This window comes from Bacillus sp. FSL K6-1284, assembly GCF_038002625.1.
In the GTDB taxonomy this organism is placed as follows: Bacteria; Bacillota; Bacilli; order Bacillales; family Bacillaceae; genus Bacillus; species Bacillus paralicheniformis.
Genome location: NZ_JBBOCW010000001.1, coordinates 140,571 through 151,623 on the forward strand (window position 1 = coordinate 140,571; position 11,053 = coordinate 151,623).

Sequence of the window (11,053 nt, forward strand, 5' to 3'; positions counted from 1 at the left end):
GGGAAATTCAAAATGGCGATTAAAAAGTACAAACCGACCTCTAACGGACGTCGCGGCATGACTACGTCTGATTTCGCGGAAATCACGACAGATCAGCCGGAAAAATCCTTGCTTGCCCCGCTTCACAAAAAAGGCGGACGCAACAACCAAGGTAAATTAACTGTACGTCATCAAGGCGGCGGACATAAACGCCAATACCGTATTATCGACTTCAAACGCGATAAAGATGGTATACCTGGACGCGTTGCTACAGTTGAGTACGATCCAAACCGTTCAGCTAACATTGCTCTAATTAACTATGTAGACGGAGAAAAACGCTACATCCTGGCTCCTAAGGGCCTTCAAGTAGGAACTGAAATCATGTCAGGACCAGAAGCTGACATTAAAGTAGGTAACGCACTTCCACTGATCAACATCCCTGTTGGTACAGTCGTGCACAACATTGAATTAAAACCTGGAAAAGGCGGACAGCTTGTACGTTCAGCTGGTACATCTGCTCAAGTTCTTGGTAAAGAAGGAAAATACGTTCTTGTACGTCTGAACTCCGGTGAAGTTCGCATGATTCTTTCTGCTTGCCGTGCTTCTATCGGTCAAGTAGGTAACGAACAGCACGAACTGATCAACATCGGTAAAGCAGGACGTTCACGCTGGAAAGGCATCCGTCCTACAGTTCGCGGTTCTGTTATGAACCCTAACGATCACCCGCACGGTGGTGGTGAAGGACGCGCTCCGATCGGACGTAAATCACCTATGTCTCCATGGGGTAAACCAACTCTTGGATTCAAAACTCGTAAGAAAAAGAACAAATCAGATAAATTCATCGTACGTCGTCGTAAAAATAAATAACGGGGTTGTCTACGGTTCATATCGGACCGTAGTGCAATCACGAAGGGAGGTTCCAAAATGGCTCGCAGCTTAAAAAAAGGACCATTTGTCGATGATCATCTAATGACAAAAATCGAGAAATTAAATGAAGCGGATAAGAAACAAGTTGTGAAAACTTGGTCTCGCCGTTCTACTATTTTCCCGCAATTTATCGGTCACACAATCGCAGTCTATGATGGACGCAAACATGTGCCTGTTTACATCTCTGAAGATATGGTAGGTCACAAGTTGGGTGAATTCGCACCGACACGCACTTACAAAGGTCATGCTAGTGATGACAAAAAAACAAGACGCTAATGAGAGGAGGCTTTTAAATGCAACAAGCTAAAGCTGTCGCAAGAACAGTCCGTATTGCTCCTCGTAAGGCACGTCTAGTAATGGACCTGATTCGAGGCAAGCAAGTAGGTGAAGCAGTATCGATCTTAAACCTTACGCCAAAAGCTGCTTCCCCGATTATTGAAAAAGTTTTAAAATCTGCTATCGCTAACGCTGAGCACAACTACGAAATGGATGCAAACAACCTGGTTGTTACTCAAGCTTACGTGAACGAAGGCCCTACGTTGAAAAGATTCCGTCCGCGCGCTATGGGACGTGCAAGCCAAATCAACAAACGTACGAGCCACATTACTATCGTTGTATCAGAAAAGAAGGAGGGATAACTCGTGGGTCAAAAGGTAAATCCAGTCGGTCTTCGTATTGGTGTTATACGTGATTGGGAATCTAAGTGGTACGCTGGCAAAGATTACGCTGACTTCCTTCACGAAGATCTGAAAATCCGTGAATTTATTAATCAACGCCTGTCTGACGCTTCTGTTTCTAAAGTGGAAATCGAGCGTGCGGCAAACCGTGTAAATATTACGATCCACACAGCTAAGCCTGGTATGGTTATCGGTAAAGGCGGTTCTGAAGTCGAAGCGCTTCGCAAAGCCCTTAACAGCCTTACTGGCAAGCGTGTACACATTAACATTCTTGAAATCAAAAGAGCTGATCTTGATGCTCAGCTAGTTGCTGATAACATCGCTCGTCAATTGGAAAACCGCATCTCTTTCCGTCGTGCGCAAAAGCAACAAATCCAACGCACAATGCGCGCTGGTGCACAAGGAATTAAAACAATGGTTTCCGGTCGTCTTGGCGGCGCTGACATCGCTCGTTCTGAATACTACAGTGAAGGAACTGTTCCATTGCACACACTTCGTGCAGACATCGACTATGCTACATCTGAAGCTGACACAACTTACGGCAAGCTTGGTGTAAAAGTCTGGATCTATCGTGGAGAGGTTCTTCCTACTAAGAAGAAAACTGAGGAAGGAGGAAAATAATATGTTAATGCCAAAACGCGTTAAATATCGCAGAGAGCATCGCGGAAAAATGCGCGGCCGTGCAAAAGGCGGCTCTGAAGTGCATTTCGGTGAATACGGCATCCAGGCTCAAGAAGCTTCTTGGATTACAAACCGTCAAATCGAAGCTGCGCGTATCGCAATGACTCGTTACATGAAACGTGGCGGTAAAGTTTGGATCAAAATTTTCCCTTCTAAGCCTTATACAGCTAAGCCTCTAGAGGTTCGGATGGGTTCCGGTAAAGGTGCTCCTGAAGGATGGGTAGCTGTTGTAAAACCGGGCAAAGTTTTATTTGAAATTTCTGGTGTGTCTGAGGAAGTTGCTCGTGAAGCTCTTCGTCTTGCATCTCACAAATTGCCAATTAAAACGAAGTTCGTAAAACGTGAAGAAATTGGTGGTGAATCAAATGAAAGCTAATGAAATTCGTGACCTTACCACTGCTGAAATTGAACAAAAAGTAAAGTCTCTTAAAGAAGAACTTTTCAATCTTCGCTTTCAATTAGCGACAGGACAACTTGAAAACACTGCTCGCATTCGTGAAGTGCGCAAGTCAATCGCGCGCATGAAAACTGTGATTCGGGAAAGAGAAATTGCTGCCAACAAATAATTCCGGAGGGAGGTTCTCTAAAACATGAGCGAACGCAATCAGCGCAAAGTCTACCAAGGACGTGTCGTTTCTGACAAAATGGATAAAACCATTACTGTTGTTGTAGAAACTTACAAAAAACATTCACTCTACGGTAAACGCGTAAAGTACTCTAAAAAATTCAAAGCACATGATGAAAATAACCAAGCTAAAATCGGAGACATCGTAAAGATCATGGAAACTCGTCCATTATCTGCGACTAAACGTTTTCGTCTAGTTGAAGTTGTCGAAGAAGCTGTTATTATCTAATAAAGTTCGGAAACCTTTTTCCGAAGGGAGGTAACAAATAATGATTCAACAAGAGACTCGTTTAAAAGTAGCTGATAACTCTGGTGCCCGTGAAGTATTAACAATCAAGGTGCTTGGTGGTTCTGGACGCAAAACAGCTAACATTGGTGATGTCATTGTTTGCACGGTTAAACAAGCAACACCAGGAGGCGTTGTCAAAAAAGGTGAGGTCGTAAGAGCTGTAATCGTACGTTCTAAGAGCGGCGCGCGCAGAAATGACGGATCTTACATCAAATTCGATGAGAATGCATGTGTTATCATCCGTGACGACAAAAGCCCGCGCGGAACTCGTATCTTCGGACCTGTAGCACGTGAACTTCGTGATAACAACTTCATGAAAATTGTTTCTCTAGCTCCAGAAGTACTTTAATGATATCAATGCCGGACTAAGGAGGTGCGATCAGGATGCATGTTAAAAAAGGCGATAAAGTAATGGTTATCTCTGGTAAAGACAAAGGGAAACAAGGTGTGATCCTTGCAGCTTTCCCTAAAAAAGACCGCGTAATCGTTGAGGGTGTCAACATGGTGAAGAAGCACTCAAAGCCGACTCAAGCTAACCCTCAAGGCGGAATTTTAAATCAAGAGGCGCCAATTCATGTGTCAAACGTAATGCCGCTCGATCCTAAAACAGGTGAAGTGACTCGCGTAGGATACAAAGTGGAAAATGGCAAAAAAGTTCGTATTGCAAAAAAATCTGGGCAAGTTCTAGATAACTAGTAATAAAGGAAGGGAGGTCTATCTCATGAACCGCCTTAAAGAAAAGTACAATAAAGACATTACACCTGCATTAATGAAAAAGTTCGAATACAAATCTGTGATGCAAGTGCCTAAAATCGAAAAAATCGTAATCAACATGGGTGTTGGTGACGCTGTTCAAAACGCTAAAGCTATCGATAGCGCTGTTGAAGAACTAACGTTTATCGCTGGTCAGAAACCTGTCGTTACTCGTGCGAAGAAATCTATTGCTGGATTCCGTCTTCGTGAAGGAATGCCAATCGGTGCGAAAGTAACTCTTCGCGGAGAGCGCATGTACGATTTCCTTGATAAACTAATTTCTGTTTCTTTACCACGTGTTCGTGACTTCCGCGGAATTTCAAAAAAATCTTTTGACGGTCGCGGAAACTACACACTAGGAATCAAAGAACAGCTGATCTTCCCTGAAATTGACTATGATAAGGTAACTAAAGTTCGCGGTATGGACATCGTTATCGTAACGACTGCCAACACTGATGAAGAAGCTCGTGAACTGTTAACTCAATTAGGTATGCCATTCCAGAAATAATCAATGAAAGGGAGGCGAAATCGTGGCTAAAAAGTCAATGATTGCGAAACAAAAACGCACACCGAAGTTTAAAGTACAAGAGTACACTCGCTGCGAACGCTGCGGCCGTCCGCACTCTGTTATTCGTAAATTTAAACTTTGCCGTATTTGTTTCCGTGAACTTGCATATAAAGGACAAATTCCTGGCGTTAAAAAAGCCAGCTGGTAATCCCCGTTTATGGGAAGGAGGTTATTAAATAATGGTTATGACAGATCCGATTGCAGATATGCTGACTCGAATTCGTAATGCAAACATGGTACGTCATGAGAAGCTCGAAATTCCTGCTTCGAAGTTGAAAAGAGAAATCGCTGAAATCTTGAAAAGAGAAGGTTTCATCCGTGACGTAGAATTCATTGAAGATAACAAGCAAGGTATCATCCGTGTTTTCTTGAAATACGGACAAAACAACGAGCGTGTCATCACTGGCCTTAAGAGAATCAGCAAACCAGGTCTGCGCGTTTACGCTAAGTCAAACGAAGTGCCTCGCGTACTGAACGGACTTGGAATCGCAATTCTTTCTACATCACAAGGTGTGTTAACAGATAAAGAAGCCCGCGCTAAACAGGCTGGCGGAGAAGTATTAGCATACGTTTGGTAAGAAGTTTAACATGAATGGAGGTGTTTGGTATGTCTCGTGTAGGTAAGAAGCTACTTGAGATTCCTTCAGGCGTTACAGTTACTCTGAACGACAACACTGTAACCGTGAAAGGACCAAAAGGAGAATTAACTCGTACGTTTCATCCTGATATGAAGATTAAAATTGAGGACAATGTACTTACTGTAGAGCGTCCTTCAGATAATAAAGAACACCGTGCGCTGCATGGCACAACTCGCAGCATCATCGGAAACATGGTTGAAGGTGTATCTAAAGGTTTTGAAAGAGGTTTGGAATTAGTCGGTGTCGGTTACCGTGCTTCTAAATCCGGAAACAAACTTGTTTTGAACGTTGGATACTCTCACCCTGTAGAAATCGTTCCTGAAAACGGAATTGAAATCGAAGTTCCATCTCAAACAAAAGTGGTTGTAAAAGGTACAGATAAAGAGCGTGTTGGAGCTACTGCTGCAAACATTCGCGCTGTACGTTCTCCAGAACCTTACAAAGGCAAAGGGATCCGCTATGAAGGAGAAATGGTTCGTCGTAAAGAAGGTAAATCTGCTAAGTAAAACCGCTTAATGTGAGAAAGGAGTGACCCAGATGATTACGAAAACAAGCAAGAATGCTGCACGTCTTAAAAGACACGGTCGTGTTCGCGCGAAGCTTTCAGGAACCCCTGAGAGACCTCGTCTAAATGTTTTCCGTTCAAACAAACATATTTACGCACAAGTGATCGATGATGTGAACGGTGTTACACTTGTGAGTGCATCAACTCTTGATAAAGACTTTAACGCTGAAAATGGCAGCGATACGTCTGCGGCTGCAAAAGTTGGCGAGCTTGTTGCAAAACGCGCTTCTGAAAAAGGTATCACAAATGTCGTGTTCGACCGTGGCGGTTACCTTTATCATGGACGTGTAAAAGCATTGGCTGATGCTGCACGCGAAGCTGGATTAGAATTTTAATAAAAGAAGGAGGGACATATGAATATGCGTCGTATTGACCCAAGCAAATTAGAGTTAGAAGAACGCTTAGTTACCGTTAACCGCGTAGCGAAAGTTGTTAAAGGTGGTCGTCGTTTCCGCTTCGCAGCTCTAGTCGTTGTCGGTGACAAAAACGGACACGTAGGATTCGGTACTGGTAAAGCACAAGAAGTACCAGAAGCGATCCGCAAAGCTGTTGAAGATGCGAAAAAGAATTTGATCGAAGTACCAATGGTTGGAACTACAATTCCACACGAAATCATCGGACGTTTCGGTGCAGGAAACATCTTGTTAAAACCTGCTTCTGAAGGTACGGGAGTTATCGCTGGAGGCCCAGTACGTGCGGTACTTGAGCTTGCAGGTGTAGCTGATATCCTTTCTAAGTCTTTAGGTTCTAACACACCGATCAACATGATCCGTGCAACAGTCCAAGGTTTAAGCGAGCTGAAACGCGCTGAGGACGTTGCGAAGCTTCGTGGAAAATCTGTAGAAGAACTGTTAGGATAAGGAGGGAACATTAATGGCTAAATTAGAAATTACCCTCAAACGCAGTGTAATCGGACGCCCGGAAGATCAGCGTATTACTGTAAGAACGCTCGGTTTAAAGAAAACAAACCAAACTGTCGTTCATGAAGACAACGCTGCAATCCGCGGTATGGTTAACAAAGTATCTCATTTAGTTTCTGTTAAAGAACTTTAAAAATAAACGATAGGCTAAGGAGGTGTCCAAATGAAACTTCATGAATTAAAGCCCGCAGAAGGTTCACGTAAAACGCGCAACCGCGTAGGTCGTGGTATTGGTTCTGGTAACGGTAAAACAGCAGGTAAAGGTCATAAAGGTCAAAACGCTCGTTCTGGCGGCGGTGTACGTCCTGGATTCGAGGGTGGACAAATGCCTTTGTTCCAACGTCTTCCTAAACGCGGTTTCACAAACATCAACCGCAAGGATTTCGCTGTAGTCAACCTAGACAAACTCAACAGCTTTGCAGAAGGGACGGAAGTTACTCCTGAACTTCTTTTAGAAACAGGTGTAATCAGCAAGTTGAAATCTGGAGTGAAAATTCTTGGCGACGGTCAATTAGAAAAGAAATTAACTGTTAAAGCCAATAAATTCTCCGCTTCTGCTAAACAAGCAATTGAGGCTGCTGGCGGTACAGCTGAGGTGATCTAACTTGTTTAAGACAATCTCCAATTTTATGCGTGTGAAGGATATTCGGAATAAGATTATCTTCACTCTTTTAATGCTTATCGTCTTTCGTCTCGGTTCGTTCATTCCTGTGCCGCATGTAAACACAGAAGTTTTAAAGGCACAGGATCAAATGAGCGTATTTGGGATTCTAAACACATTTGGCGGCGGTGCATTGTTCAACTTCTCCATTCTTGCGATGGGAATCATGCCTTACATCACAGCTTCAATCATCATTCAGCTCCTGCAGATGGATGTTGTGCCGAAGTTTACCGAATGGTCTAAGCAAGGAGAAGTTGGTCGCCGAAAACTAGCACAGTTCACAAGGTACTTCACAATCGTTCTTGGATTTATCCAGGCTTTAGGTATGTCTTACGGGTTTAACAACATGGCCGGCGGCGCGTTGATTACAAACCCTGGAGTCGGTACTTATTTGCTTATTGCGGTTGTACTAACTGCTGGAACTGCTTTTTTAATGTGGCTGGGAGAACAAATTACGTCTCATGGAGTTGGTAACGGAATATCCATTATCATCTTCGCCGGTATCGTTGCCGGCATTCCGCAGACGATTAATCAGATCTACGCTCAGCAGTTTGTAGATGCTGGAGATCAGTTATTCTTGCAAATCATAAAGGTTGTCGTTATATTGGTTGCGATTTTGGCGATTGTCGTTGGCGTTATTTTCATCCAACAGGCAGTTAGAAAAATCTCAATTCAATATGCGAAAGGTTCAGGCCGTTCACCGGTTCCTGGCGGCCAGTCTACACACTTGCCGCTGAAGGTTAACCCGGCGGGAGTTATTCCGGTTATCTTTGCAGTAGCATTTATCACCACTCCGCGGACCGTGGCAACATTTTTTGGTACCAATGACGTCACGAATTGGATTCAAAAAACGTTTGATTACACGCATCCGGTCGGAATGGGAGTTTATGCGGCGTTGATCATCGCCTTTACCTATTTCTATGCATTTGTGCAGGTAAACCCTGAGCAAATGGCCGATAATCTTAAAAAACAAGGTGGCTATATTCCGGGAGTTCGTCCAGGAAAAATGACTCAAGATAGAATTACGAGCATTTTGTATCGACTTACATTTGTAGGCTCCATATTCTTGGCCGTGATTGCCATTCTTCCTGTCTTGTTCGTTAATATTGCTGGGCTGCCTTCATCTGCACAAATTGGTGGAACAAGTTTGCTGATTGTCATCGGGGTTGCACTTGAAACAATGAAGCAGCTTGAAAGCCAGCTGGTAAAACGAAACTATCGTGGATTTATGAAGCACTAGAGGAAATGGGGCGTGCCCATTCCCTCTAAAATAGAGAGGACGGGGAATCCGAAATGAACTTAGTCTTAATGGGACTGCCTGGGGCCGGTAAAGGGACACAGGCTGAACGGATTGTTGAAGATTTTGGGATACCTCATATCTCAACAGGAGACATGTTCCGCGCTGCGATGAAAGAAGAAACGGATCTGGGACTCGAAGCCAAATCATACATTGATAAAGGTGAGCTTGTTCCGGATGAAGTGACAATTGGTATTGTCAGGGAGAGACTTGGCAAGAATGATTGTGACGGAGGTTTTCTTCTGGACGGATTTCCGAGAACAGTCGCTCAAGCTGAAGCACTTGAGGAAATTCTTAAAGGACTTGGCAAGTCGATTGACCATGTCATCAACATTCAAGTCGATAAAGATGCATTGATGGAACGTCTGACAGGACGCAGAATCTGCAGAAACTGCGGTGCAACTTATCATTTAGTCTTTAATCCGCCTGCGAAAGAAAATGTATGCGACAAGTGTGGAGGAGAGCTTTATCAGCGTGAAGACGATAATGAAGCTACTGTATCTACACGGTTAGAGGTCAACATGAAGCAAACCCAGCCTTTACTCGATTTCTATGCGGATAAAGGATATCTCGTAAACATTGACGGGCAGAAGCACATCAATGAAGTTTACGCTGATATAAAGGAGCTTCTCGGAGGCCTGGACAAATGATTATTTGTAAAACTCCCCGAGAAATCGAAATCATGCGGGAAGCCGGAAGAATTGTCGCTTTAACTCATCAGGAGCTGAAAAAGCACATTAAACCCGGCATCTCGACAAAAGAACTGGATCAAATTGCCGAACGTTTTATTACAAAGCAAGGTGCAATCCCGTCTTTTAAAGGGTATAATGGTTTTCGCGGGAGCATTTGCGTTTCGGTCAACGAAGAACTCGTGCACGGTATTCCGGGAAAACGGGTCCTTCGCGACGGAGACATCATCAGCATCGATATCGGTGCGAAGCTGAACGGTTATCATGGTGACTCTGCATGGACTTATCCAGTGGGTATGATTAGCGATGATGATCAAAAGCTGCTGGATGTGACAGAGGAGTCTTTATATAGAGGCTTGAAGGAAGCAAAACCGGGAGAACGTTTGTCGAATATTTCCCACGCAATTCAAACGTATGTCGAAAGCGAACATTTTTCAGTCGTCAGGGAATATGTAGGACACGGGGTAGGGCAGGATCTTCATGAGGATCCGCAAATTCCTCACTACGGTCCGCCGAACAAAGGCCCGCGTTTAAAGCCTGGCATGGTCCTGGCCATTGAGCCGATGGTTAATGCAGGCACACGCTATGTCAAAACATTGGCTGACAACTGGACGGTTGTAACTGTGGACGGGAAGAAGTGTGCTCACTTTGAACACACGATTGCCATAACGGAAGCCGGTTTTGAGATACTGACAAAAGCCTAGGTGAAATGAGATGTATCGGAAAACACCTGAAATTGGACAGTTCGTACGCATAGCAAGAGGCCGCGAAATGAACCAATACGCAGTTGTTATTGATATAGTCGATCATCATCATGTGCTGGTAGCAGACGGAGAAAAGCGTAAATTTCATTCTCCTAAGAAAAAGAATATCAATCATTTAACCTTTTATGATTGCGTATCTCCGGAAGTTCAGAACAGTATAAACGAAACAGGGCGTGTGACAAACGGAAAATTGAGATTTTCTCTTTTGAAATTTGTCAGAGAGCAAGTTACTGATTTGAAGAAGGGAGAACACTTGAATGGCGAAAGACGATGTAATTGAAGTGGAAGGTACTGTAGTCGAAACGCTGCCAAACGCAATGTTCAAAGTTGAACTTGAGAATGGCCATACGGTTTTGGCTCACGTATCTGGTAAAATCCGCATGCACTTCATTCGCATTTTACCTGGAGACAAAGTTACGGTAGAATTATCTCCATATGACTTAACTCGTGGTAGAATTACGTACCGTTACAAATAAAGCACTCCGGAAATTGAAGGAGGTTGGAAACACATGAAAGTGAGACCATCAGTTAAACCGATCTGTGAAAAATGTAAGGTCATTCGCAGAAAAGGAAAAGTAATGGTGATCTGTGAAAATCCAAAGCATAAACAAAAACAAGGATAATTTTTAAGGAGGTGCGAGAGAGATGGCTCGTATTGCTGGTGTAGATATCCCACGTGATAAACGTGTTGTTATTTCATTAACATACATCTTTGGAATCGGTCGTACAACGGCTCAGCAAATCTTAAAAGAAGCTGGAGTTTCTGAAGATACTCGCGTTCGTGATTTGACTGAAGAAGAACTTGGTAAAATCCGTGACGTGATTGACAAATTGAAAGTTGAAGGTGACCTTCGCCGTGAAGTGTCTCTTAACATCAAACGTCTGATCGAAATCGGAAGCTACCGCGGAATTCGTCATCGTCGCGGATTGCCTGTTCGCGGTCAAAATACTAAAAATAACGCGCGTACTCGTAAAGGTCCGCGTCGTACTGTAGCTAACAAGAAAAAATAAGCAAGGGAG

At 43.7% G+C, this 11,053-nt stretch carries 24 protein-coding genes; all 24 read left to right on the forward strand.

From position 1 onward, the window contains the following. Positions 1-12: 12 nt before the first annotated feature. The 24 genes from rplB to rpsM are packed head-to-tail and all read left to right on the forward strand — an operon-like array spanning position 13 to position 11,044. Positions 13-846 (forward strand): 50S ribosomal protein L2, encoded by an 834-nt coding sequence (gene rplB, locus MHB72_RS00755; RefSeq protein ID WP_020449861.1) that lies wholly within the window; start codon positions 13-15, stop codon positions 844-846. A gap of 57 nt (positions 847-903) precedes the next feature. Further along, positions 904-1,182: a 30S ribosomal protein S19 gene (gene rpsS, locus MHB72_RS00760; RefSeq protein WP_003178334.1), complete on the forward strand. Its 279-nt coding sequence runs from the start codon at positions 904-906 to the stop codon at positions 1,180-1,182. 17 nt (positions 1,183-1,199) lie between these two features. Further along, complete coding sequence (gene rplV / locus MHB72_RS00765; RefSeq protein ID WP_020449862.1) at positions 1,200-1,544, forward strand: 50S ribosomal protein L22; 345 nt, start codon at positions 1,200-1,202, stop codon at positions 1,542-1,544. A 3-nt stretch (positions 1,545-1,547) separates the two neighbouring features. Further along, positions 1,548-2,204 carry a 30S ribosomal protein S3 gene (gene rpsC, locus MHB72_RS00770; RefSeq protein ID WP_003178339.1) on the forward strand — a complete coding sequence of 219 codons (657 nt, stop codon included), beginning with the start codon at positions 1,548-1,550 and terminating at the stop codon, positions 2,202-2,204. 1 nt (position 2,205) lies between these two features. Next, positions 2,206-2,640, forward strand: a complete 435-nt coding sequence (rplP, locus tag MHB72_RS00775) for a 50S ribosomal protein L16 (protein ID WP_020449863.1) — start codon at positions 2,206-2,208, stop codon at positions 2,638-2,640. Then, positions 2,630-2,830 carry a 50S ribosomal protein L29 gene (gene rpmC, locus MHB72_RS00780; RefSeq protein ID WP_003178343.1) on the forward strand — a complete coding sequence of 67 codons (201 nt, stop codon included), beginning with the start codon at positions 2,630-2,632 and terminating at the stop codon, positions 2,828-2,830. Before rplP ends, rpmC begins: the two co-directional genes overlap by 11 nt. A gap of 24 nt (positions 2,831-2,854) precedes the next feature. After that, on the forward strand, positions 2,855-3,118 hold the full coding sequence (gene rpsQ / locus MHB72_RS00785) for a 30S ribosomal protein S17 (protein WP_003178345.1): 264 nt from the start codon (positions 2,855-2,857) through the stop codon (positions 3,116-3,118). A gap of 40 nt (positions 3,119-3,158) precedes the next feature. Further along, positions 3,159-3,527: a 50S ribosomal protein L14 gene (gene rplN / locus MHB72_RS00790; protein WP_020449864.1), complete on the forward strand. Its 369-nt coding sequence runs from the start codon at positions 3,159-3,161 to the stop codon at positions 3,525-3,527. 35 nt (positions 3,528-3,562) lie between these two features. Next, positions 3,563-3,874 (forward strand): 50S ribosomal protein L24, encoded by a 312-nt coding sequence (gene rplX, locus MHB72_RS00795; protein WP_003178350.1) that lies wholly within the window; start codon positions 3,563-3,565, stop codon positions 3,872-3,874. Between the two features lie 25 nt (positions 3,875-3,899). Next, positions 3,900-4,439, forward strand: a complete 540-nt coding sequence (gene rplE, locus MHB72_RS00800; protein ID WP_020449865.1) for a 50S ribosomal protein L5 — start codon at positions 3,900-3,902, stop codon at positions 4,437-4,439. A 22-nt stretch (positions 4,440-4,461) separates the two neighbouring features. After that, entirely contained in the window at positions 4,462-4,647 is a 186-nt protein-coding gene (rpsN, locus tag MHB72_RS00805; protein ID WP_003178353.1) for a 30S ribosomal protein S14, read from the forward strand. A gap of 31 nt (positions 4,648-4,678) precedes the next feature. Beyond that, positions 4,679-5,077 (forward strand): 30S ribosomal protein S8, encoded by a 399-nt coding sequence (gene rpsH / locus MHB72_RS00810; protein ID WP_003178355.1) that lies wholly within the window; start codon positions 4,679-4,681, stop codon positions 5,075-5,077. A gap of 29 nt (positions 5,078-5,106) precedes the next feature. Then, the gene (gene rplF, locus MHB72_RS00815; RefSeq protein WP_003178356.1) at positions 5,107-5,643 is read left to right on the forward strand and encodes a 50S ribosomal protein L6; all 537 of its coding nucleotides are present in this window, start codon (positions 5,107-5,109) and stop codon (positions 5,641-5,643) included. A gap of 31 nt (positions 5,644-5,674) precedes the next feature. Beyond that, complete coding sequence (gene rplR, locus MHB72_RS00820) at positions 5,675-6,037, forward strand: 50S ribosomal protein L18 (protein ID WP_020449866.1); 363 nt, start codon at positions 5,675-5,677, stop codon at positions 6,035-6,037. 24 nt (positions 6,038-6,061) lie between these two features. Beyond that, positions 6,062-6,562 carry a 30S ribosomal protein S5 gene (rpsE, locus tag MHB72_RS00825; protein WP_023855910.1) on the forward strand — a complete coding sequence of 167 codons (501 nt, stop codon included), beginning with the start codon at positions 6,062-6,064 and terminating at the stop codon, positions 6,560-6,562. Positions 6,563-6,575: 13 nt separating this feature from the next. Next, a complete protein-coding gene (gene rpmD / locus MHB72_RS00830; RefSeq protein WP_020449868.1) occupies positions 6,576-6,755 on the forward strand; it encodes a 50S ribosomal protein L30 in 180 nt (59 codons plus the stop codon). A gap of 30 nt (positions 6,756-6,785) precedes the next feature. Further along, complete coding sequence (gene rplO, locus MHB72_RS00835; protein ID WP_020449869.1) at positions 6,786-7,226, forward strand: 50S ribosomal protein L15; 441 nt, start codon at positions 6,786-6,788, stop codon at positions 7,224-7,226. A 1-nt stretch (position 7,227) separates the two neighbouring features. Next, positions 7,228-8,523: a preprotein translocase subunit SecY gene (secY, locus tag MHB72_RS00840; protein WP_020449870.1), complete on the forward strand. Its 1,296-nt coding sequence runs from the start codon at positions 7,228-7,230 to the stop codon at positions 8,521-8,523. Positions 8,524-8,576: 53 nt separating this feature from the next. Then, positions 8,577-9,230: an adenylate kinase gene (locus MHB72_RS00845; RefSeq protein WP_020449871.1), complete on the forward strand. Its 654-nt coding sequence runs from the start codon at positions 8,577-8,579 to the stop codon at positions 9,228-9,230. Beyond that, a complete protein-coding gene (gene map / locus MHB72_RS00850) occupies positions 9,227-9,973 on the forward strand; it encodes a type I methionyl aminopeptidase (RefSeq protein ID WP_216922083.1) in 747 nt (248 codons plus the stop codon). Before MHB72_RS00845 ends, map begins: the two co-directional genes overlap by 4 nt. Before the next feature lie 10 nt (positions 9,974-9,983). Next, positions 9,984-10,313, forward strand: coding sequence for a KOW domain-containing RNA-binding protein (locus MHB72_RS00855; RefSeq protein WP_023855908.1), 330 nt, complete (start codon positions 9,984-9,986; stop codon positions 10,311-10,313). Beyond that, positions 10,291-10,509 (forward strand): translation initiation factor IF-1, encoded by a 219-nt coding sequence (infA, locus tag MHB72_RS00860; RefSeq protein WP_003178377.1) that lies wholly within the window; start codon positions 10,291-10,293, stop codon positions 10,507-10,509. Before MHB72_RS00855 ends, infA begins: the two co-directional genes overlap by 23 nt. Positions 10,510-10,542: 33 nt before the next feature. Next, the gene (rpmJ, locus tag MHB72_RS00865) at positions 10,543-10,656 is read left to right on the forward strand and encodes a 50S ribosomal protein L36 (protein WP_003156543.1); all 114 of its coding nucleotides are present in this window, start codon (positions 10,543-10,545) and stop codon (positions 10,654-10,656) included. A 22-nt stretch (positions 10,657-10,678) separates the two neighbouring features. Next, a complete protein-coding gene (gene rpsM / locus MHB72_RS00870) occupies positions 10,679-11,044 on the forward strand; it encodes a 30S ribosomal protein S13 (protein ID WP_003178378.1) in 366 nt (121 codons plus the stop codon). The last annotated feature ends 9 nt before the right edge of the window (positions 11,045-11,053 follow it).

Bases quoted from the DNA above. Each gene is read 5' to 3' on its own strand.
- rplF (WP_003178356.1), top strand. From the start codon at position 5,107: ATGTCTCGTGTAGGTAAGAAGCTACTTGAGATTCCTTCAGGCGTTACA.
- rplR (WP_020449866.1), top strand. From the start codon at position 5,675: ATGATTACGAAAACAAGCAAGAATGCTGCACGTCTTAAAAGACACGGT.
- rpsM (WP_003178378.1), top strand. From the start codon at position 10,679: ATGGCTCGTATTGCTGGTGTAGATATCCCACGTGATAAACGTGTTGTT.
- infA (WP_003178377.1), top strand. From the start codon at position 10,291: ATGGCGAAAGACGATGTAATTGAAGTGGAAGGTACTGTAGTCGAAACG.
- rplE (WP_020449865.1), top strand. From the start codon at position 3,900: ATGAACCGCCTTAAAGAAAAGTACAATAAAGACATTACACCTGCATTA.
- rplO (WP_020449869.1), top strand. From the start codon at position 6,786: ATGAAACTTCATGAATTAAAGCCCGCAGAAGGTTCACGTAAAACGCGC.
- rplP (WP_020449863.1), top strand. From the start codon at position 2,206: ATGTTAATGCCAAAACGCGTTAAATATCGCAGAGAGCATCGCGGAAAA.
- rpmD (WP_020449868.1), top strand. From the start codon at position 6,576: ATGGCTAAATTAGAAATTACCCTCAAACGCAGTGTAATCGGACGCCCG.
- rpsE (WP_023855910.1), top strand. From the start codon at position 6,062: ATGCGTCGTATTGACCCAAGCAAATTAGAGTTAGAAGAACGCTTAGTT.
- rplX (WP_003178350.1), top strand. From the start codon at position 3,563: ATGCATGTTAAAAAAGGCGATAAAGTAATGGTTATCTCTGGTAAAGAC.
- MHB72_RS00845 (WP_020449871.1), top strand. From the start codon at position 8,577: ATGAACTTAGTCTTAATGGGACTGCCTGGGGCCGGTAAAGGGACACAG.
- rpmJ (WP_003156543.1), top strand. From the start codon at position 10,543: ATGAAAGTGAGACCATCAGTTAAACCGATCTGTGAAAAATGTAAGGTC.
- MHB72_RS00855 (WP_023855908.1), top strand. From the start codon at position 9,984: ATGTATCGGAAAACACCTGAAATTGGACAGTTCGTACGCATAGCAAGA.
- map (WP_216922083.1), top strand. From the start codon at position 9,227: ATGATTATTTGTAAAACTCCCCGAGAAATCGAAATCATGCGGGAAGCC.
- rplV (WP_020449862.1), top strand. From the start codon at position 1,200: ATGCAACAAGCTAAAGCTGTCGCAAGAACAGTCCGTATTGCTCCTCGT.
- rpsS (WP_003178334.1), top strand. From the start codon at position 904: ATGGCTCGCAGCTTAAAAAAAGGACCATTTGTCGATGATCATCTAATG.
- rplN (WP_020449864.1), top strand. From the start codon at position 3,159: ATGATTCAACAAGAGACTCGTTTAAAAGTAGCTGATAACTCTGGTGCC.
- rpsQ (WP_003178345.1), top strand. From the start codon at position 2,855: ATGAGCGAACGCAATCAGCGCAAAGTCTACCAAGGACGTGTCGTTTCT.
- rpsH (WP_003178355.1), top strand. From the start codon at position 4,679: ATGGTTATGACAGATCCGATTGCAGATATGCTGACTCGAATTCGTAAT.
- rpmC (WP_003178343.1), top strand. From the start codon at position 2,630: ATGAAAGCTAATGAAATTCGTGACCTTACCACTGCTGAAATTGAACAA.
- rplB (WP_020449861.1), top strand. From the start codon at position 13: ATGGCGATTAAAAAGTACAAACCGACCTCTAACGGACGTCGCGGCATG.